At 63.6% G+C, this 19767-nt stretch carries 17 protein-coding genes and 2 pseudogenes; 8 read left to right on the plus strand and 11 right to left on the minus strand.

Annotated features, from left to right (window positions below):
• The 3 genes from QN222_RS02275 to QN222_RS02285 all read right to left on the minus strand — a co-directional run.
• A partial coding sequence (locus tag QN222_RS02275) for a xanthine dehydrogenase family protein molybdopterin-binding subunit (protein WP_284005206.1) occupies positions 1-1518 on the minus strand: 1518 nt, incomplete at its 3' end.
• Positions 1515-2492, minus strand: coding sequence for a xanthine dehydrogenase family protein subunit M (locus QN222_RS02280; RefSeq protein WP_284005207.1), 978 nt, complete (start codon positions 2490-2492; stop codon positions 1515-1517). The genes QN222_RS02280 and QN222_RS02275, both read right to left, overlap by 4 nt.
• 2 nt (positions 2493-2494) lie before the next feature.
• On the minus strand, positions 2495-3058 hold the full coding sequence (locus QN222_RS02285; RefSeq protein ID WP_284005242.1) for a (2Fe-2S)-binding protein: 564 nt from the start codon (positions 3056-3058) through the stop codon (positions 2495-2497).
• A gap of 310 nt (positions 3059-3368) precedes the next feature.
• Between QN222_RS02285 and QN222_RS02290 the strand changes: the two genes are divergently transcribed.
• Positions 3369-4277 carry an AraC family transcriptional regulator gene (locus QN222_RS02290; protein ID WP_283964788.1) on the plus strand — a complete coding sequence of 303 codons (909 nt, stop codon included), beginning with the start codon at positions 3369-3371 and terminating at the stop codon, positions 4275-4277.
• Between the two features lie 83 nt (positions 4278-4360).
• Here QN222_RS02290 and QN222_RS02295 read toward each other — a convergent pair whose 3' ends face one another.
• Positions 4361-4987 (minus strand): hypothetical protein, encoded by a 627-nt coding sequence (locus QN222_RS02295; RefSeq protein WP_283964789.1) that lies wholly within the window; start codon positions 4985-4987, stop codon positions 4361-4363.
• A 221-nt stretch (positions 4988-5208) separates the two neighbouring features.
• Here QN222_RS02295 and ppk2 (QN222_RS02300) point away from each other — a divergent pair, with 221 nt between their 5' ends.
• Positions 5209-6126 carry a polyphosphate kinase 2 gene (gene ppk2 / locus QN222_RS02300; protein WP_283964790.1) on the plus strand — a complete coding sequence of 306 codons (918 nt, stop codon included), beginning with the start codon at positions 5209-5211 and terminating at the stop codon, positions 6124-6126.
• Positions 6127-6205: 79 nt separating this feature from the next.
• On the opposite strand, the gene QN222_RS02305 is transcribed toward ppk2 (QN222_RS02300), so the two are convergent.
• Both QN222_RS02305 and QN222_RS02310 read right to left on the minus strand, forming a co-directional pair.
• Positions 6206-6661: a DUF4168 domain-containing protein gene (locus QN222_RS02305; protein WP_283964794.1), complete on the minus strand. Its 456-nt coding sequence runs from the start codon at positions 6659-6661 to the stop codon at positions 6206-6208.
• Between the two features lie 433 nt (positions 6662-7094).
• Positions 7095-9674, minus strand: a complete 2580-nt coding sequence (locus QN222_RS02310) for a mechanosensitive ion channel family protein (protein ID WP_283964795.1) — start codon at positions 9672-9674, stop codon at positions 7095-7097.
• Between the two features lie 654 nt (positions 9675-10328).
• On the opposite strand from QN222_RS02310, the gene QN222_RS02315 reads away from it, so the two are divergent.
• The 4 genes and pseudogenes from QN222_RS02315 to ppk2 (QN222_RS02330) all read left to right on the plus strand — a co-directional run bounded on the left by QN222_RS02315 (position 10329) and on the right by ppk2 (QN222_RS02330) (position 14700).
• Positions 10329-10829, plus strand: a complete 501-nt coding sequence (locus tag QN222_RS02315) for a hypothetical protein (RefSeq protein ID WP_283964791.1) — start codon at positions 10329-10331, stop codon at positions 10827-10829.
• Between the two features lie 3 nt (positions 10830-10832).
• Positions 10833-12046: pseudogene (locus tag QN222_RS02320) on the plus strand (HlyD family secretion protein).
• Between the two features lie 16 nt (positions 12047-12062).
• The gene (locus tag QN222_RS02325; protein ID WP_283965591.1) at positions 12063-13763 is read left to right on the plus strand and encodes a SulP family inorganic anion transporter; all 1701 of its coding nucleotides are present in this window, start codon (positions 12063-12065) and stop codon (positions 13761-13763) included.
• Positions 13764-13833: 70 nt separating this feature from the next.
• Entirely contained in the window at positions 13834-14700 is an 867-nt protein-coding gene (gene ppk2 / locus QN222_RS02330; RefSeq protein WP_283965592.1) for a polyphosphate kinase 2, read from the plus strand.
• 52 nt (positions 14701-14752) lie between these two features.
• Here the strand turns inward: ppk2 (QN222_RS02330) and QN222_RS02335 are convergent, their stop codons facing one another.
• A complete protein-coding gene (locus QN222_RS02335; protein WP_283965593.1) occupies positions 14753-15223 on the minus strand; it encodes a histidine kinase in 471 nt (156 codons plus the stop codon).
• Between the two features lie 470 nt (positions 15224-15693).
• On the opposite strand from QN222_RS02335, the pseudogene QN222_RS30345 reads away from it, so the two are divergent.
• Positions 15694-15831, plus strand: a pseudogene (locus QN222_RS30345) (ClpX C4-type zinc finger protein); the annotation flags it as partial.
• Between the two features lie 298 nt (positions 15832-16129).
• On the opposite strand, the gene QN222_RS02345 reads toward QN222_RS30345, so the two are convergent.
• From QN222_RS02345 to QN222_RS02355, 3 genes are all read right to left on the minus strand, one after another.
• Complete coding sequence (locus QN222_RS02345) at positions 16130-16597, minus strand: GFA family protein (RefSeq protein ID WP_283965595.1); 468 nt, start codon at positions 16595-16597, stop codon at positions 16130-16132.
• Positions 16598-16631: 34 nt separating this feature from the next.
• Entirely contained in the window at positions 16632-17192 is a 561-nt protein-coding gene (locus QN222_RS02350) for a DUF924 family protein (RefSeq protein ID WP_283965596.1), read from the minus strand.
• A gap of 236 nt (positions 17193-17428) precedes the next feature.
• The gene (locus tag QN222_RS02355) at positions 17429-17902 is read right to left on the minus strand and encodes an Lrp/AsnC family transcriptional regulator (RefSeq protein WP_283965597.1); all 474 of its coding nucleotides are present in this window, start codon (positions 17900-17902) and stop codon (positions 17429-17431) included.
• A gap of 106 nt (positions 17903-18008) precedes the next feature.
• On the opposite strand from QN222_RS02355, the gene QN222_RS02360 reads away from it, so the two are divergent.
• A complete protein-coding gene (locus tag QN222_RS02360) occupies positions 18009-18566 on the plus strand; it encodes an alpha/beta hydrolase (protein ID WP_283965598.1) in 558 nt (185 codons plus the stop codon).
• Positions 18567-18695: 129 nt separating this feature from the next.
• Here QN222_RS02360 and QN222_RS02365 read toward each other — a convergent pair whose 3' ends face one another.
• On the minus strand, positions 18696-19700 hold the full coding sequence (locus QN222_RS02365) for an iron ABC transporter permease (RefSeq protein WP_284005208.1): 1005 nt from the start codon (positions 19698-19700) through the stop codon (positions 18696-18698).
• Between the last annotated feature and the right edge of the window lie 67 nt (positions 19701-19767).

Here is a 19767-nt window from a genome sequence, read left to right on the forward strand (position 1 = left end):
GGAGGGAGCCGGCGGAAAATCCGAGCGGCCGAGGCTGAAGCGGACGCTTTCGATCGGCAGGCCAAGCGTCTCGGCAGCGACCTGCGTCATCGACGTATAGGTCCCCGGCCCCATGTCGCTCGCCGCCACCTCGATTTCTGCAGTGCCGTCGGGAAGCAGGCGTGCGAGCGCGCTCGAGGGAGCGTGAAACGCCGGGTAACTCGCGGACGCGACACCCATGCCGATCAAGAGCCGCCCATCGCGCATCGAGCGCGGTTTCGGATCCCGCTTCGACCAGCCGAAGCGCTCGGCACCGGCATCGTAGCACTTCATCAGCGACCGGCTGGAAAACGGCTTGCCTGCGGCCTCGTCGATCTCGGGCTCGTTTAGGCGGCGCAGTTCGATCGGGTCGAGCCCGAGCTTGTAGGACAGCTCGTCCATGGCGCATTCGAGCGCGAAGACGCCACTCGCCTCGCCCGGGCCACGCATATAGGTCGGCGTGCCGGTGTCCAGCTTCACAAGGCGATAGCTGGTGCGCACATCGGCGCATGAATAGAGGAAACCGGAGACCGAGGTCAGCGCCTCGATGAACTCCTCGTAGCGGCTCGTCTCTCCGAAGCCCTCATGGATCAGGCTCTTGAGCTTGCCGTCTTTCGCAGCCCCGAGCGCGATGCGCTGGAGCGTGCGCGGACGGTGGCCGGTGATGTAGAACATCTGCTTGCGGGTCAGGACCAGCTTGACCGGCCGACCCACCTCACGCGCCGCGACGGCCGCGAGCGTGACATGCGGCCAGGTCCTGAGGCTCGTGCCGAAGGCGCCGCCGACGAAAGGACAGATCACCTGCACATTCTCCACCGGCAGGCCGAAGATCGCCGCGATCTCGGCCTGTTCGTTGATGACATACTGGCTCTTGCTCCAGAGCGTCAGCCGGTCGCCGTCCCAGGCCGCGATGGTCGCGTGCGGCTCCATCGGATTGTGGTTTTCCCGCGCGATGTCGTAGCTCTCGTCGACTTTCACCTCCGCGCTCTCAAGCGCGGCGTCCGCATCGCCCCGCGCAGCGTCGGCGAGCGTCCGCGCGCCCTCTCTGGTGGCCGCCTCCGGGACAACGGCAGCCGCGATCAGGCCCGTCGGATCGACCGTCGGCCGCTCGGCCGCGTAAGCAACATCAAGTGCCGCGGCGGCGCGTTCGGCATGGTCGAGCGAGTCCGCGACGACGATCGCCACCGGCTGGCCCCAGAAGCGCACCTGATCGTCCTGCAACACATGCAGTCGTTCGCCGATGGCGGGATCGATCACCCCCTTGTGCTCGCCATAGGCAAGGCGCGGCGCATTGAGATGGCTGATGACCGCGATTACGCCCGGCATGCCGGAGACGGCGTCCGCGCCGATCTCCGTGATGCGGCCAAGACCGGCCGTGGCGCTGACGATCACCGCATAGGCCTGGCCCTTCTGGTTGAAATCGGCCGCGTAGCGCGCGCCGCCGGTTACCTTGGCGCGGCCGTCGATGCGGGGAAGCGGTTGTCCGATGACGTTCGTCATGCCATTTCTCCGACCATTTCGAGCGTACGGACGATCGTCCGCTGCAGGAGTTCGACCTTGTAGTGATTGCCGGTAGCCGGCCGTGCGCCGTCGGCCGCCAGCCGCGCAGCCGCCTCGAAGACTGGGCGGGAGGGCTCCTTGCCGATCAGTTCCGCCTCCGAGGCGCGCATCCGCCACGGGCGGGTCCCGACCCCGCCGCAGGCGATCCGGGCCGAGCGGATCACGCCGCCCTCCGTCTCCATGGCAACGGCCGCCGAGACCAGGGCGAACTCGTAGGACTCGCGGTCACGCACCTTGAGGTATCGTGCGCGACGGCTGTGGGGACCGCTGGGGACGCGCACATCGAGGATCAGTTCGCCCGGCTCGAGCGTGTGTTCGAGATGCGGCGTATCGCCCGGCAGCCGGAAAAGCTCCTCGACGGGAAAGGTGCGCTCGCCTTCCGGTCCGCGCACGCGCATCGTCGCATCGAGCGCAATCAGCGCGACCGCAACATCCGACGGGTGGGTGGCGATGCAATGATCGCTGACGCCGAGGATGGCGTGACCTCCGTTGAGCCCATCGATCGCGGAGCAGCCCGAGCCCGGCTCGCGCTTGTTGCATGGTGCATCGAGCATGCGGAAGTAAGGACAGCGCACGCGCTGCAGGAGGTTTCCGCCGATCGAGGCGACGTTGCGCAACTGCGGCGATGCGCCTTCGATCAGGGATTCGGCGACGAGCGGCTGCAGACGCAAGGTGTCGGGATGGGCGGCGATCTCCGTCATCCGGGCAAGCGCCCCGATGACGAGATCGGAGCCTTCGACGCGAATGCCTCCGAGCGGAAGCGCGTTGATGTCGACGAGCCGTTCGGGACGCTCCACCTCCTCCCGCATGAGGTCGATGAGCGTTGTCCCGCCGGCGATATAGCGTGCGCCCGCGGCCGCGGCGGCGATCGCCTCCTGCTCGCTGCGGGCCTTTTCGTAACCGAATGGGAGCATGGTCAGGTCCTCCCGGCGGCATCAGCGACAGCGGCGACGATGCCCGGATATGCCCCGCACCGACAGATGTTGCCGCTCATCCAGAATCGGATCTCCTCCGGCAAATGGGCGTGGCCCTCGGCGATGCAGCCGACGCCGGACATGATCTGCCCGGAGGTGCAGAAGCCGCACTGGAGTCCGTCGTGCTCGATGAAGGCGGCCTGCAGCGGATGGAGCTCGTCGCCCTTCGACAGCCCCTCGATCGTCGTGATCGCGGCGCCGTCATGCATCACCGCGAGCGTCAGACAGGAATTGATCCGCTTGCCATCGACCAGGATGGTGCATGCTCCGCAGGCGCCCTGGTTGCAGCCCTTCTTCGTGCCAGTAAGGTCGAGCGTTTCGCGAAGGACGTCGAGCAGCGACTGGCGTCGATCGAGCTCCAGTTCGCGCAAATGTCCGTTGACTGTCAGTCTAATGCGCGCTGGCGTCACGCTCGTGCCCTCCTGGTTTGTGGGTGCGGTGGTCGACGACGCGGCCTCTGCCGTGCCGGGTGGAATGGCCGCTAGCGTCGCGGCCCCTGCGGCCATCTGCAGAACGTCGCGTCGGGAAAATTCGTAATGGACGGTCTCTGCGCCGCCCGATAATCGCGCTTCCCCGCTTTCGGGTGTGTCATCTTCGGACATGGTAACGCAGACTCCTTGCTGGGGAACGGCGTGTTCGCTTTCGGCCGATTAATCGATTTACGGGAGTGCGCGCACAAGCTTATGCAGGCGCGCCGAGCGCGCCAGCGCCTCTGTTGCTGCATTTTGTACGAAAGTGCTATGTTCTTGTGGGGCGTCTCAAGAACAAAACAACACCGAACCTCGACCAGAAATTTCTCTTATTGGGAGTTCGCGTATGGCCGGCGGAGCTTATGGCGAGCGGTTGGGCGAGGCTGTCGGGGCCGAAGCGCCGCCGAGCATTCTTGTGCAGCGACTGCAAAGGACAGACTTCGCCGCCACCCGCGTCAGTTGGGGGAAGAGGGAAAGCGGGCGCCTGGGCCGGATCGAACGGGAGGACGGCTATCTTGTCTGTCTGCAACTGCTCGATCTTGAGCCCCACCCCTACTGGGTGGAGGGTCGCCCGGTCACGATTGCGCCGATCAGAGGCGGGCAATTCACGCTGCTGGACCTGAATTGCGAGCACTCTTCCGTCCTCACCGACCCTATCGATTGCCTGGCGATCTATATATCGCGCCAGTCGCTCGACAGGATCGCCGAGGAACGCGGCGTTTCGCGGACGAGCACGATCGGCATTGCCCCGGGCGTTCCCCTCGACGACGTCGTCGTCCGGAGTCTCGGAACCAGCCTGCTGCCGTCACTTGAGGCACCCGAGCAGGCCAGTCAGCTTTTCCTCGATCATGTCGGCATGGCCCTGCTCGGCCATCTGGGCAGCGCCTACGGCGATATGCCGGGCGGGCGCAGGCCAAAGCGCGGTGGTCTCGCGCCCTGGCAGGAGCGGCGCGCCAAGGAGATCCTCATGGCGCATCTCGACGGCGACATCGCGCTCGAGGAACTCGCCCATGAATGCGGTCTCTCACGCAGCCATTTTGCCCGCGCCTTCAAGGAAACGACCGGCGCCCCGCCGCATCGATGGCTGCTGGCCCGTCGTATCGAGCGCGCCCAGGACCTGCTCTTGAACACGAGCCTGTCGATCACGGAGATCGCCAACAGCTGCGGCTTCGCCGACCAGAGCCACTTCACCCGGGTGTTCGCCAAAATGGTCGAGACGGGCCCCGGCGAATGGCGGCGATGCAGGCGGTGGTAGCAGGCGGTGGTAGCAGGCAGGGCCGGCTACCGCGCAGCCTTCGCGGGCGACCGTATCACGGCGCAGTCGACATGCACCCTGCCTCAGTTCGCGGCGAAGCAGTAGAAAAGGCCGTCGCCGCCGGTGCTCTTGAACGCCTCCACCGTGCAGCCGCCGCGCGTCTTGTGCGAGGAATTCCAGGACTTTGCCGGCGCGGACTCATCGAGACCTGCGCGGTCGCTGTGGCCGACCATTGCCGCCCCTTCGGCTGCGCCCATAGTCCAGTTGCCGCAGGTGTCAGCCGCAGCCGTACCGTCCGGGTTGGAGCCGGTCAGCATGTCGTGGCGATTCGGCGTGTCGCCGCGGCCGTTGATGACCTCGCCCTTCTCGTTGAGGGCCGTCTGCTTGGTCAGGTTGTTCTTGTCGCTGTGGAGCGACGCGACATCATCGGCGATCTTCTCGCCTTTGGCGTTGTACCATGGGCCGCTTCCGATGCGGTCCTTGGCGTTTTCCGCATCGGTGGAAAGATAGGCTTTCCAGGTCTTGCCGGTCGAACCGGTAGCCGTCGCGAGCTGGGCGCAATAGGCATCCGCCCCGGCAAGGCCGCCGAGATCGCCGCCCTTGCCGGGATTGGCGCTGGTGACGAAGAAGCTCATGCTTGTGTCCTGAGCGTGGGCGGACACGACCGAACAGGCCAAGGCGGCCGCGACAAGTGCAACTGCGCGTTTCATGGTCTCCTCCCTGATGTGGGCTTCAAACCCGCGACCAAGAGCGTATGGTGGCAAAGATAGGAGTAAAATCAAAACCTTGTGATGCGCGCTAAAGAAGCGTGCTGTCCATGACGAAGGAGCGGCCCCGATGGCGATGGCCACCAACGGTTCAAATTTCTTTCATGCGGTTGTGTGACAGTCGCAAGACACCGCGGTCCACGGTGAGACGCCGGAGAGATACCATGAAAAACTCAGAAGACGCCGCAGGCCCGGATTGGCTGGAAGCAGAACTGGCGGACACGCTCGACGAGGACTACGAGCTCGAGCTTTCCGAGCCAGCCCTTTCCGAAGAGATCCGCAAGGTCTACCGCAAGGCACACCCACCGTCGATCCCGCGCATCGAATACTTCCGCGCGCTGCTCAAGCTGCAGGCAGAGCTGATCAAGCTGCAGGATTGGGTCGCCTATCACAAGGAGAAGGTCGTCGTGATCTTCGAGGGGCGTGACTCCGCCGGCAAGGGCGGCGTGATCAAGCGCATCACCCAGCGTCTCAACCCGCGCATCGTGAAGGTCGTGGCGCTGCCGGCCCCTTCTGATCGAGAAAAGACGCAATGGTATTTCCAGCGTTACGTGCCGCATCTGCCGGCCGGCGGCGAGATCGTGCTCTTCGACCGGTCCTGGTACAACCGTTCCGGGGTCGAGCGCGTCATGGGTTTCGCCACCGAAGACCAAGTCGAACAATTCTTCCACGATGTGCCGGAGTTCGAGCGCATGCTTGTGCGCTCCGGCGTCCGGCTGGTCAAATACTGGTTCTCGATTACCGACGAGGAACAGCAGATGCGGTTCCTCGTGCGCATCCACGACCCGCTGAAGCAGTGGAAGCTGTCGCCCATGGACCTGCAGTCGCGGGTGCGATGGGAAGCCTACACCAAGGCCAAGGAAGAGACCTTCGCCCGCACCAACATCCCGGAAGCGCCGTGGTACATCGTCGAGGGCAACGACAAGAAACGCGCCCGGCTCAACTGCATCGACCACCTGCTCCACCAGATCCCCTACGAGGACGTGCCCCACGAGGACATCACCCTGCCCGAGCGTGTCTTCAATCCCGACTACGAGCGCAAAGTATTGCCGCCGGAGCTCTACGTTCCGTCAAAATACTAACAAGCAGCGACGCCCGCGCGTCTATGGACGCGCGGGGTGCTGTAGGCGGGCACGGCTGTCGGGGTGCCGCCGTGTCTTCTTATTGCTGCGCCGGTGCAGAATTCGGCTGCGCCGGGGCCGAGGTCTGGATCTTTTCCTGAACCTTCTTGGCCAAGGCCGGGTCGTTCTGGGCGGCAGTCAGAATGGACGTGTATTCCTCGACCGAGATTCCCTGAGAAGCTTCGACGGCCTGGACCATCTGCTGGCTGGCTTCGTTCTTCAGCTTCTCCTTGGCGGCCTGATCCGGGGTCGCTTCGATCTTGGCCGAATATTCCTGCCGGACCTTGTCGACTTGCAGATAAGCAACGGCAAAGGCCTCGATTTTCTGATCGCTTACGGCCGCGCCGCCGCTATCGGGCTGGCCTTGCATCGGCTGCGTCTGTTGCGGCTGCGTCTGTTGCGCTTGAGCCACTTCCAACGCGAACGCCGGGCTGTAGGTCATCATGCCGAAGACCGCAGCGGTCAACGTTGCAACGGCTTTATAACGAGTGATCATGTTCATTCCTCTGTAACGTGCATGACTTGATCGGCAGCAGTACCGCCTGACAGCGCCGCGCGTCTTCCCAGACGCATAAAGGTCGCTGCAACACTTGAATCGCTGCATGGTCTCGTCCTTGAAGCCGAATACGACTTCAGGACCCATGCAGCCGTCGCTCGTTCCTCGCGTAAAAACGCGATGACGAGCTGGTTACGATGGACCGCTTAAGAGTGCTCGATGGGGCGGTACCGGGGCGATTTGCTGACAATTGAGCGGCAGCTTTGTGGTGATCGACGCATGCGACACACAAGCACAGCGTGCACCTGCGCAATACACACCTCAAGCTACGGGGCTGAGGATCTATTGATGGCCCTGCCCCGGCAATTCAACTGAGAAGTGGGTGGGACCGCCGTGCGCGCAGTTCCACTGGCCCGCAACCGTCGGCCGCTCCTCACCCACCGCGCGATCCGCGCTTGGCGATGCTGCGCGGCTCGGTTTCCGACGCCTCTTCTACTTCGGCGGGAGGCTCGGGCTCTGCCCCGAGCGAGGGCTCGGCCTCGGTCGGCACCTCTTCCTCCGGCGTCGTATCCTCGATCTTCAGCGGGAATGGCGAGCCGATGCCCTCATCGCGGAAGCGCTCGTAGATCGTGACGCGGATATCGTTGCGCACGTTACCCGCAGTCAGCACGTCGGCGACATAGATGCGCAGTTCGAAGGTCATGCGCTCGTCCCCGAAGGCGGTGAAGCCGACAGACGGTGCCGGGTTCTTCAGCACCGTCGGATGGGCGGCGGCGATCTCCTGCAGGAGCTCGATCACCCGGCGCGGATCGCTGGCATAGGTGACGGTGACGGTTATTTCCGAACGGCCGAGCTTGTTGCGGTGCGTCCAGTTGCCGACCGACGCATTGATGAGCAGCGAATTCGGCATCATGATCGACTGATGCTGGAAAGTCTCGATCTCTGTCGCGCGGACCGAGATGCGACGGACAAAACCTTCGGTCGTGCCGCTGACGATCCAGTCGCCCACCTTGAAGGGCCGCTCGACGAGCAGGATCAGGCCCGAGACGAAGTTCGAGACGATGTTCTGCAAGCCGAAGCCGACGCCGAGGGAGAGAGCACCGGCGACGAGCGCGAGGCTCGAGAGGTCGATGCCGGCCGCCGACAGGCCGATGAGCCCGGCAAGTCCGACGCCAACATAGCCGATGCCGGTGCGGATCGAGTTGCGCACGCCCGCGTCGACGCGGCTGCGCGCCATGACGTTGCCGTCGATCCAGCGCTGCACCCAGCGTGTGACGACGAAGCCGAGCGCGAAGAACAGGAGGCCGGCAAGCAGGCCGACGAGCGAAATGGTGATCGTGCCGATCCTGATCTCGGTCAGCACGCGATAGGTCCACGACTCGATGTCGGCGATCTTGAAGCCCCACTGCATGAGGATCAGCGGAACGAAGAACAACAGCACCAGTGCATAGATGCCGAGGCCGGCCACAAGCCCGATCTGGTCGAGCCCCACCTGCTCCAGCTGGAAGCGCCGTTCGAGATAGCGCCCTACCCTGGTTTCCGCGAAGGCGCCCTGCTTGGAGACCGACCTGCCGGTGAGAATGCCGATATACATGGTCACCAGGATCGCGCCGGTGACGATGATCTGCGTGGCGATGAAGCGGGCAAGGCCGACGTAGCCGCCGAGCGCGATGGCGACAAGGAGCGCCCCCATGAGGAGAAGCGAAATCCAGACGATGCGCGGCCAGGACCGGCCCGGCGCATCGAAGGGCTCATCGGGCCGCAACATCGGCCGGATCCAGGCCATCGACATCAGGATCAGGCCGATGATGATCGAGGCCACGAAGCTCTTGGCGACGGTCAGGATGACCGGCGAACCGAGAGACTCGCTGATGCTTCCCGCGAGGTAATCGAGGACGTTGACCACCGCCATGGCGCAGATCGAAATGAACAGCATCCGGGCGCCGCGATCCGAAACGCGCACCAGACGCCAATTCGATTGCCGCGGAGACAGCACAGCCTGCGCCAGGCTGGTGATGAAGAGCAGCACCACGACGACCGCCAGCGTGATCGCCAGTATCGGCGCAATATCCGGCCGCAACACATTGAAGTTATTGAGGAAAAAGTAGCTCGACATTGCGAAGGCGGTTGCCGACACTGTCGGGATCACCGTGGACCAGAAGGCCACCGAAAGCTTCCTGAAATAGTTCGGCTCCTCCTCGTCGCCATCGTGGCGGAGGAAGGGCGCGAAGAGACGGCGGCTGCCGGCCAGAAAGATCAGCGCCGCACAGAGCGAGAGGAAAATCGCGATGAGAAGCGGCACACGCTTGTAGTTCCAGGCAAAGGTCAGCCAACTGCCAACGCTGCGCGACAACGCCTGGGTCTCCCCGATCGTCGTCGTTACCGCCACGGCGAGTGTCGTTGCCGAGATTTCCGTGTGCTTCAGCAGCGTGTTGGAGAAGAGCGCTCGCCTAGTCGCCGTAATGCCGTTGGCGAGTTTCTTCGCCTCGACCGAGAGGTTCTCCGCCGTTCCGGTGAATGCATTTATCGCCCCGCGCTCCGCGAGCAGGCGCTGCCTCTCCTCGGTGACGATCGGTTGCTCCGGTGGCGCCCCCGCGCCGGGCGGATCGCCAAGCTCGGTGAGCCTCGCCTTGATCTCATCGAGCCGCGGGCGGGTGGCGACCGACGCGGCGATGATCTGCTGCGAAAGCTCGTCCACCTGCACCTTGAGTTCGGCAAGCAGCGCATCGTCGTCCTTGGCGCTCTCGACACGTCCGGCGAGCCGCCTGAGATCGCCTTCAGCCTTGGCAAGCTGCTGGGTCGCCTGGTCCAGGACCGGTGACTCAACGGCCGCCTGCGACGGCGGGGCCGGCTGCGCTGGCTGGCCAGGCTGGGCCTGTTGCGGCTGCTGCGCCGGCGCCGGGGCCGGCTGCGTGGCTTGTGGCGCCTGCTGGCCCGGTTGCGCCGCCTGGGGGGCTTGCTGGGCCGGCTGCGCCTGCTGGGCGCTCGCGGGCCCGCCGCCGGTGAGCGCCATGGCTCCGGTCAGGATGGCAAGGGTAACGGCGGTCAATTTTCCAACGAAATGCAAATTCGATACCCTTCGAAGCCCGGGAATGAGGACACGGAATCACGTCGAGCACTAGATCACGATGATTTCGACTTGAATCAACCGAAAACCCGATAACGTGCCCTGCCCGTAGCGGTTCCCTCTCCATCACGCCGCGTGAAGATCCGCTTTGCATGCGCAACACGGCAAAAAGATGCGTTGCCGGAAGGTATCTAAGTGTTTTTTTGCTGAATCAAGCCGCGCGCTCGCTCGCGAAGGCACACCGGCAACGATCGGCGGAAGCGGCAGAACCATGAAACACTCCTGGGCGGACGGGCGCAAAGGCGCGGCTGGTCAGTTTTCGAGGGCATAAACGCAACTCGCTGCAAGGATGGCATTTCAGGTTTCGGGAACTGGTTTTGGCTTGACTCAAACAGGTTGCAGCGTCAATTATTTGTACAATCATAGGGAGCAACGACAGCCTCTCTACGCGCGCGCCCTCCCGTAGCGTAAGGCATCAGCGAGGTCGGGCCGCTCTTTTCTTGGGCCGCCACGGAATCCATCCGCATTAAAGCTATGAAATCCAAGTCTAATGCGTATGATGGGGGCCGTTGGGGTGTTCTGTATTTCGAGGGAAATGAAATGGCAGAAACGTTGCATCCGGCGGCAGTGGATCATCTGCCTGTCTTCATCACCGCGCCGGGGCAGACGGACGTCCTGTTCAATGTGATGATCGTCTTCGTGCTGGTCCTGGTCTTCCTAGTCGGGATATTCTACCTGCGTTTGCACGCGCTTCCCGAACACATGGCACACGGTGCCAGCAAGGCGCAGCTGCAGATCATCGGCGTTTTAGCGCTGATCGCGCTCTTCACCCACAATCACCTGTTCTGGATCGCAGCGCTGATCCTTGCCATGATCGAGTTTCCGGACTTTGCCTCGCCCATCAGGTCGATGGCCCGATCGCTCGCCAGGATTGCCCGCCGCGAAGATCGGGCGGACGAACGCGCGCCACTGCCGAGCGGAGAAACGATATCCGAGCCCCCGCCAGCAGTGCCTCCACCGGAAGCGCCAAGAGGGGAAGGCCCGGAATGGGTGCCGCTCGAAGTCGCCCAGGGCGACGACAAGATCGAGCGCAGGAGGTGAGCCATGCTGGAATTTCTGATTTGCTCGATGCTCACCATCTTTCCCGACTTTCTCTTCCGTCGCTTCGTCCAGGGCAAGCGCATCGGCCGCGAGATCAATCTCTATTCGATGTGGTTCGAGCTGCGCTACGGCATCACCGCCTGCGTGATCCTCACCGTGTCGCTGATCACGATGATCTTCTACTTCCACCCCTCGACGACGAATGTCACCGCGGTGTTCCGCACCGTCACGATCCTGCCGGAGTCGAACGGTCGCGTCGCCGAAGTCTTCGTCGGCACCAACGAGAAGGTCGCGGCCGGTGCGCCGCTTTTCCGTCTCGACAATACGGAGCAGCAGGCCGCACTTGAAACCGCACGTCGGCGCGTCGCGGAAATCGAAGCCGAGACAACTGTGGCGCAGAGCGAGCTCGCCTCCGCCGACGGCCTGATCGCGCAAGCCGAGGGCGCCTATCTCCAGGCGCAGAACGAACTGCAGACGCAGGTCGAATTGAACCAGCGGAACCCCAACATCGTCGCAAGACGCGAAATCGAGCGGCTGCAGGTCGCAGCCGACGGTCGCAAGGGCGCGCTCGCCGCCGCCGTTTCGAACAAGCAGACGCCTCGCTGCTGCCGGCGCAGAAGGCAAGCGCCGAGGCAGCGCTCGCCCAGGCACAGGTGGATCTGGACAAGACGACCGTGCGCGCCGGCGTGGCCGGGACCGTGCAGCAATTCTCGCTTCGACCCGGCGACGTCGTCAATCCGATGATCCGCTCGGCCGGCATCCTCGTGCCGGAAGAACGGCGCATCGGCCTGATTGCCGGCTTCGGCCAGATCGAGTCGCAGGTGATGAAGACGGGAATGATCGCCGAGGCCACCTGCATCGGCAAACCCTTTACCATCATTCCGATGGTGGTCACCGAGGTCCAGGACGTCATCGCCGCCGGCCAGTACCGGCCGACGGACCAGCTCATCGACGTCCAGCAACTGGCACGTCCCGGCACGCTGACGACCTATCTGGAGCCGCTCTTCCAGGGCCAGTTGTTCGACATCCCGCCCGGCAGCAGCTGCATCGCCAACGCCTACACCAGCAACCACGACGCGCTGCATGAGCCCGGTATCAGCACGTGGCGTTGGGCGTACCTGCATATCATCGACACGGTCGGTCTGGTGCATGCGGCGATCCTCCGGCTCCAGGCGCTGCTCCTGCCCGTCCAGACCCTGGTGCTCACGGGCCATTGATCCGGAGGTGATGGGGATGCAACTCACCCTCCCCCGTCTACCGCTGATTGCCAACCTTGCCGGCTACCAGGCGAGCTGGCTGCGCAACGACGTTTCCGCCGGGCTCGCCATCGCGGCGGTCGGCCTTCCGAGCGCCATCGCCTATCCGGCCATCGCCGGCCTGCCGCCGGAGACCGGGCTTTATGCCAGCATCACGCCGCTTATCGCCTATGCGCTCTTCGGCCCGTCGCAGCGCCTGATCGTCGGGCCGGACGCCGCGACCATGACGGTGCTGGCCGCGGTGCTGACCACGGTCTATGCAGCGCCTGGCGTCACCGAGGACCGGGTCACCGTGGCCGCGTTGCTGGCGCTCGCCGTTGGCGCCTTGTGCCTGATCGCCCGCGCCGTGCGGCTCGGCGTGCTCGCGACTTTTCTGTCGCGTCCCATCCTGATCGGCTTTTTTGCCGGCATCTCGCTTTCGATCCTGATCGGCCAGATCGACCGGGTCACCGGCATCGACATCGAGGCCGACGGCCTGATCGCCCCCGTCCTCGAGCTTGCCAGAAAGGCCGGGTCGATCCATTGGCCGTCGCTGCTGCTTGCCGCGGCGTCTTTTGCGCTCCTGCAGGCGGCGCGTGTCATGCAGTCGCGCATTCCCGGGCCGGTGCTGGTGGTCGCGCTCGCCGTGTTGCTGTCGGCGCTGTTCGATTTCGAAAGCTATGGCATCAAGGTCGTCGGCGACATCCCCAGCGGCCTGCCATCGCTGACGTTGCCGCCGGTCTCTGGCCTCCCCTTCCAGTCACTCCTACTCGGCGCCGGCGCCATCTTTCTGGTGAGCTTCGGCTCCGGCATCATCGGCGCCCGCAGTTTCGGAGCCAAGGGCGGCTACCTCGTCGATCCTAACCGCGAACTCGAGGGCTTCGGTGCGGCGAACATCGCTGCCGGGCTCTTCGGCACCTTTCCCATCACGGCTTCGGACTCGCGCACGGCGGTGAACTTCAGCGTCGGCGGCCGGTCGCAAATCGCAAGCATCGTGGCGGCCGCGGCGCTGATGGCGGTTCTCCTGTACTTCGGCGACGTCCTGCGCATCCTGCCGATTCCGACGCTTGGTGCGGTGCTGGTGGCAACTGCGCTCAGCCTGATCGATATTTCCGCCCTCAGAGAGATCTGGCGCATCAGCCGCATCGAATTCGTCTTCGCGCTGATCGCGATGTCCGGGCCGATCAGCTTCGGCGTTCTCGAGGGCGTGGTCACGGCAATCGCCGCGACACTGGTCTACGTATTGCACAAGACCATGTTTCCGCGCGACGCCCTGCTCGGCAGGCTTGCCGGTCACGAGGGCTTCTACAAGCTCCACCGCAACCCGGCGGCACGGCCGGTGCCCGGCTTCGCCGTATTCATCGTCCAGGGCAGCCTTCTCTTCTTCAACACCGACTATGTCCGGGAGCGCCTGCGCGCCGTGATCCATGAACTGCCCGCGGACACCCGCTGGTTTGTGATGGATGCGAGCGCCATCGCCCAGATCGACAGTTCGGCAGCGGCCATGCTCGACGAGGTCCATGACGACCTGGGAAAACGCGGCATCGCGCTCGCGATCGCCGAGCTGCATTTCGAAGCACGCGAGATCCTCGACCGAGCCGGCGTGATCGCAAAGATCGGCCCAAACATGATCTTCGAGGATCTCGATGACGCGCTGGACGCATTCGAGAAAAGCAATGCGGAGAAAGCCGCGCAGTAGAGCCGTCCTCCGCTGCGCCGACGTCACAACCGTTGAAAACAAGCATGCAACCGCCAGATGGGAGAGCAGCATGGCCAAGAACGGGAAGAACGGCAAAAAGGACAAGAATAAAAACAAGGACAAGGCAACGGACAGGAAAGTCGCCGAACTCCACGAGACGGCGACGAAGTCGAGCGGCGACTATGCCAGGGAACTCTCCCGGCTTCACGTCGAACTCGCCCATCTCCAGGCCTGGGTGAAGAAGACGGGAGCCCGCGTCGTCATCGTGTTCGAGGGGCGTGACGCGGCTGGCAAGGGCGGTGTGATCAAGCGGCTTACCGAGTGCGTCAGCCCGCGCGTCTTCCGGGTCGTCGCCCTGCCCGCTCCGACCGATCGGGAGAAGACGCAGATCTACATGCAGCGCTATATCCAGCACCTGCCGGCGGCAGGCGAGGTCGTGATCTTCGACCGCTCCTGGTACAACCGCCCCGGCGTCGAGCGCGTCATGGGCTTCTGCACCGAAGAGAAGGCGCGGCGCTTCCTCGAACTTGCGCCGCGCTTCGAGGCGGCAATGATCGAGAGCGGCATCGTGCTGCTCAAATATTTCCTCGATGTCAGCGAAGAGGAACAGGAACGGCGTTTCCGCCAGCGCGTCGACGACCCGACTCGCCAGTGGAAATTAAGCCCGATGGACGTCGAATCCTATCGCCGCTGGTGGGACTATACCCGCGCCTACGACGAGATGATCCGCATGACCGATACCGACTTTGCCCCCTGGTGGATCGTGCCCTCCAACGACAAGAAGCGGGCGCGCATCAACTGCATCTCGCACATCCTCGCCTCGATCCCCTATGAGCGGGTGAAGTTCCCGGAACCCGAGTTCGGCAAGCGGCAGAAGCGCCCGAACGACTACGTCGACGACACGCATATCCGCCGGACCGTGCCGGACGTTTTCTGAACGGAAGCGCCTGCTCGCCGCATCTGCGTGCAGGCGCGCCGCCTGCGGCGCCTCAGGCCTTGTCGGGCGACCAGTCCAGGAAGAAGCCGACATCGCCCGGCATGCCGCCGGGGAAATTGATGATCATCGCCTTCAGCTTGTAGCCCTGCGGCTTGCCGAATTCCTGATAGCGCTCGTAGAACTCCTTGGCCTTGCCCTGCAGCGTTTGTGGCCAGTCGCGATCAGCGCTGTTGATCGCCCGACCGCTGTCGGTGCAGAGCGAGGACGGGAAGCTATAGACCATCGCCTCGAACTTGCCGTCCTTGACCGCATTGGCGACCAGGCGGCGAACAACGGCGATTTCCTGCTCGGTGACATGCTTCTCAAGGAAATCGGCGGCGAAATCGGCAAGCTTCTGTTCCTGCAGCGAGCGGAGCTTTCGCTCCTTCTCCATTTCCGCCATCTCCCGCTCCAGCATTTGCATGCGAAGCTGCTCGGCGCTGATCGGTGCTTCGTTCGAAGCGGCTTCTTTGTTTTCCGGCATCCTGTTGATCCTCCTCAAGTCTATGGCGAACGCTGTCGAGGGTGAATTGCGGAACATCGGGCTACAGCGAATATGCTTTCCTACTCCTGGAAGTATATCCCTCATTTAAAGAGAGATATCTCGGTCACCTTCGGTGAGAACCCGCCAAAGAAGATTGATTGTTAAAAAAGTAAATCTGTCAATCGATAAGCTATTACAATCGAGCCGCTCCCACATCACCTTGGAGATAGTGAAGGATTTTGCCGACAACGCCTATGCGTTTTCTCTCGTCTTGTTAAGGCAGCAAAGCTCACAGAAAGAATTTGCACGAATACTAGCGCCACGCAGGCATCATGACAAGCATAGCGTCGACATTGGTTCCGCATCCTTGACATCGAGCGTTGTCAGGAATACCTTGACTGTCAGGGTATTCCTGACAGGAGGATGCAGCGATGAGTGTCAATCCGGAAGTGTCGGAACCGCGTGCCTCGATGGCGGATCTGCCGCAAACAGAACCCTACTATTGCTCGTTCTGCCTGCGGCCGAGTGAGGAGGTCGAAAAGCTGGTCGCGGGCCACGGCCGCATCTTCATCTGCGACGAGTGTGTCGCGACCTGCAACGACTACATCTTGACCGGAAAATCCGATCGACCGCCCCGCGCGTCCCTGGAGAAAGCGCCGACGGAGAGGCTGCTCGCCCTTCTGAAGCCGATCGAGGAAACGGTCGAGGGCAAGAGCAACCAGCTCCAATCCGTTGTGGAAACACTGCGGTCGCGGCGCGTCAGCTGGGCCCATATCGGCCAGGCGCTGGGCATATCTCGGCAAGCGGCGTGGGAGCGGTTTTCCTAAAGCGTTCCGCTTGCAGTCATTGCTTCCAACAAAACGCTTCCAACAAAACGGTAAACGCCCCAATGCCCCGCCCGTCCGCTTATGCCGCCGGGCTTCCGGCCTGCTTGCGATATTCTTCCAGCAACCCCTCATAGGCCTCCAGAGGCGGCAGCGCCGCGTAGCTGTGAACGGCGGGCGTCGTGGCCCAGGGGAGCTTCTCGCTCGTCCAGGTTTCGATGAACGGCGTGAACCAGCCCGTATCGTCGAGCATCGTTGCGCGGACGTTGACGAACCAGTCCATGCCCTCCGGCCGCGTGAACATCCAGCTCATGCAATGCGGGCAGAAATAATGCCGGGTCGCGCCGTGCAGGCCGCCAATCACAGGCTCGCCCTTCGTCGGGGTAAATCCTTCACTCGGGATCGCAACACTCAGCGAGAAGGCGCTGCCGGTCATCCGCTGGCAGCCGGTGCAATGGCAGGCCATGGTCAGCAGCGGCGGAGCACTGACCTTGAACCGCACGCCGCCGCAGCGGCATCCCCCCTCCCAGGGCAAACTGTTCTTGTTCATGGTTTCCTCCTTGATGTGGTTCGGCAGCAGGCGCTTAAAACCCCGCGCCCGGCTGCGCAAGGTAGGCTTCCTCGGCCGGTGTCGAGACCCGGCCGAGAATGGCGTTGCGGTGCGGAAAGCGGCCGAATTGCTCGATCACCTGGCGGTGGCGGATGGCATAATCGAGATAGTCGGCGTCGCCGAGCTCGGTGAAGAGTTTTACCGCCATCGTCTGGTCGGTCAGGTTTTCCGAATGCTCGAAAGGCAAGTAGAAGAAGGCGCGCCATTCCTTCGGCACGGCGAGATCCGCGCTAGCGCCGACGGCGAGCTTCGCCTCGCGCAGCGCCAGGCAATCGGTGGCGAAAGCGAGCGGCGAGGCGCGATACATGTTGCGCGGCAACTGGTCGAAGAGGAGAACAGCCGCCAGCCAGTGTTCGGGTGTTGCCCGCCAGGCGTCGTCGAGCTTTCTCGAAAGTGCCAGATGCGAGGTCTGGAAGCATTGCATGCATTGCCGGTCGAGCTCTGCATTCGGCGTAAACCACAGGTCGTAGGAAAGCTCCGTGAACCAAAACTTCAGGACCTCTTCCGGCGTGCAGATCGCGATCTCGTCAGTCATTCACTTCCTCTCGTCAATTCCGACCATCAGATAGGGGGCGATCATGCGGTTTCCACCGCCGATCGGCAATGCTCGCACCGATGGAACGCGAAGAATTGCGGGCGGCACGGCGCGGGCGGAGCCGGCTGTGTCAACGGACGCCGGAGACTCCAGGCCGCCGACGCAGCGTGAATGACTCTTGGAGGTGGATTAAAGCGCAGGCAAATCGCTACCTGCCATCGGCGGACATGCCACGCTCACCGCCGCTGCAGCAGCGCCCGGCCGATGGGCTTCGGCGGCTCGGCGCGCAGCACCAGCGAGGTCGTCACCGCCCCGAACCTTGCGATCGAGTCAACGATCGTTTCAAGCTCTCCGGGCGACGGCACAAGCACCTTCAGCAGGAAACAATCCTCCCCGGTCAGCCGCAGCACCTCGATGATATGCGGCATCTCGGCAAACTGCTTGAGACAGGGCCGGATGTTTTCGTGCGTGGTGCGCAGCCGGATGACCGCCATCATGCCCAGTCCGAGCGCACCGGCGTCGACGCGCGCTCCATAGCCGCTGATGAAACCACGCTCCTCCAGCCGCTTGACCCGTTCGGACGTTGCCGGCTGCGAGAGCCCCACCCGTCGCCCCAGTTCCGAGATCGCAATGCGCCCATCCTCCTGCAGTGTTTCCAGGATGGCGATGTCGGTTGGATCGAGCGCGCGATGATTTTCTACCAACGTCATACGGGGCCTTCAATTCATCGGAAACCGGAGCTGTTTTCCGATAGTTCTGCATTCCGAGTGAAAAGAAAAGCCGTCATCCTCGCCCTGCACAACCGTAGGAGAAACCATGACGAACATCATCATCTTGCCGGGCATCAGCGGCTCAGGCGAGGCCCATTGGCAGACGCTCTGGGAGAAAGAAGATCCGCGAATGCAGCGGTTCCGGCCGACGAACTGGAACGAGCCCCAGCTTCCCGACTGGATTTCCGCGCTGGAGCGTTCAGTCACCGCGGCGCCCGCGCCGCCAATCCTCGTGGCGCACAGCCTCGCCTGCCTTCTCGTTGCGCACTGGCAGCAGGTTTCCACGCTGCCAATCGCCGGCGCATTCCTCGTTGCGGTGCCGGATCCACAAGGAGCCGCCTTTCCGAACGAGGCGAAGAGCTTCGCGAACCCGCCAACGGGGGCGCTTCGCTTCCCCTCCCTTATCGTGGCCAGCGCCGACGACCCTTACGGCACGCTCGACTATGCCCGCGCCCGTGCCGGCCAATGGCAAAGCCGCCTCGTCGAAATCGGCGCGTGCGGTCATATCAATGGCGAAAGCGGGTTGCGTGACTGGCCGGCAGGGCTGGATCTGCTGAGGTCGTTTGCTGCGGAATGCACGGAGATGGCGGGACGAAGGACATGACAAACCAACCGTTCGAAACTCATTGCGACGAGGCGCAGGATCCTCCTCACCGTCTCCTCATCCCTGGCCCCTTCTGCCGTCATTTCCAGCGCCATCTCCCGAGAAGGCACACGACGCCAGAAGCGAAGCTCACCCCCGCCGCTTGAGGATGGCGATAAACGCGATCCCGCCGGCAAGGCCGGTGACGACGCCGATCGGCATGTCCTCGGGCGCCATGACGATGCGGGCGACAAGGTCGGCAGCGATCAGCGCGAGCGCGCCGGCAAAGGCGGAAAGCGGGATGACGCGGACATTGTCGCTACCGGCGAAGAGGCGGACGAAATGCGGGATCATCAGCCCGACGAAGCCGATCGCGCCGGAGAATGCCACCATAACGCCGGTGAGAAGCGCGGTGATGACGAAGAGCATCAGGCGGAAGCCGCGCACCGGAATGCCGAGCGTCATCGCCGTCTCGTCGCCCATGGCGAGCGCATTGATCTCGCGCGCCCGCACGATCAGCCAGCCGAGTGAGACGGTGAGCGCCAGCGCCGGATAGATAAGATGCGGCCATTGCGCGAGGCCGAGGCCGCCGAGCATCCAGAAGATCACCGTGTGTACGGCGCGCGGATCGCCGAGGAAGATCAGGAGATTGCCGACCGCCGTCAGCGTGAAGGCGACGGCGACGCCGGAAAGCACGAGCCGATCGGCCCCGGTGCCGAGCACACGGGTGACGAGCGCCACCAGTGCGGTGGCGCCAAGCGCACCGGCGAAGGCGAAGAGCGGCACCGTCGCAAGGCCGAGGATAAGACCGGTATGGAGCAGCGCGACGATGGCACCGAGCGCCCCGCCGGCCGAGACGCCGAGCAGATGCGGATCGGCAAGCGGGTTACGCGTCACCGATTGCAACACCGCGCCGGTGACCGCAAGCCCGGCACCGACGAGCCCGGCAAGCGCCACGCGCGGCAGGCGCACGTCCCAGACGATGCTTTCGCGCCCGGCCGACCACAGGACCTCGACGCTGCCCGGCACGATCTTCGCGGCAATGATCGCCCAGACGGTCGCGACCGGAATCGGCGCCGAACCGAGCGAGACGCCGACGGTGACGGTGAGGCAAAGCACAAGCAGCGCCGCGAGGATGAAGAGTGTGGTTTTCACGAGGGGCTGGAGCTTCCGGGTTTCTCGGACTTGAAGGGACAATGCCACCTTGGCTGCAGCATCATCG

It is taken from the genome of Sinorhizobium sp. 6-70 (assembly GCF_030124375.1).
GTDB lineage: Bacteria > Pseudomonadota > Alphaproteobacteria > Rhizobiales > Rhizobiaceae > Sinorhizobium.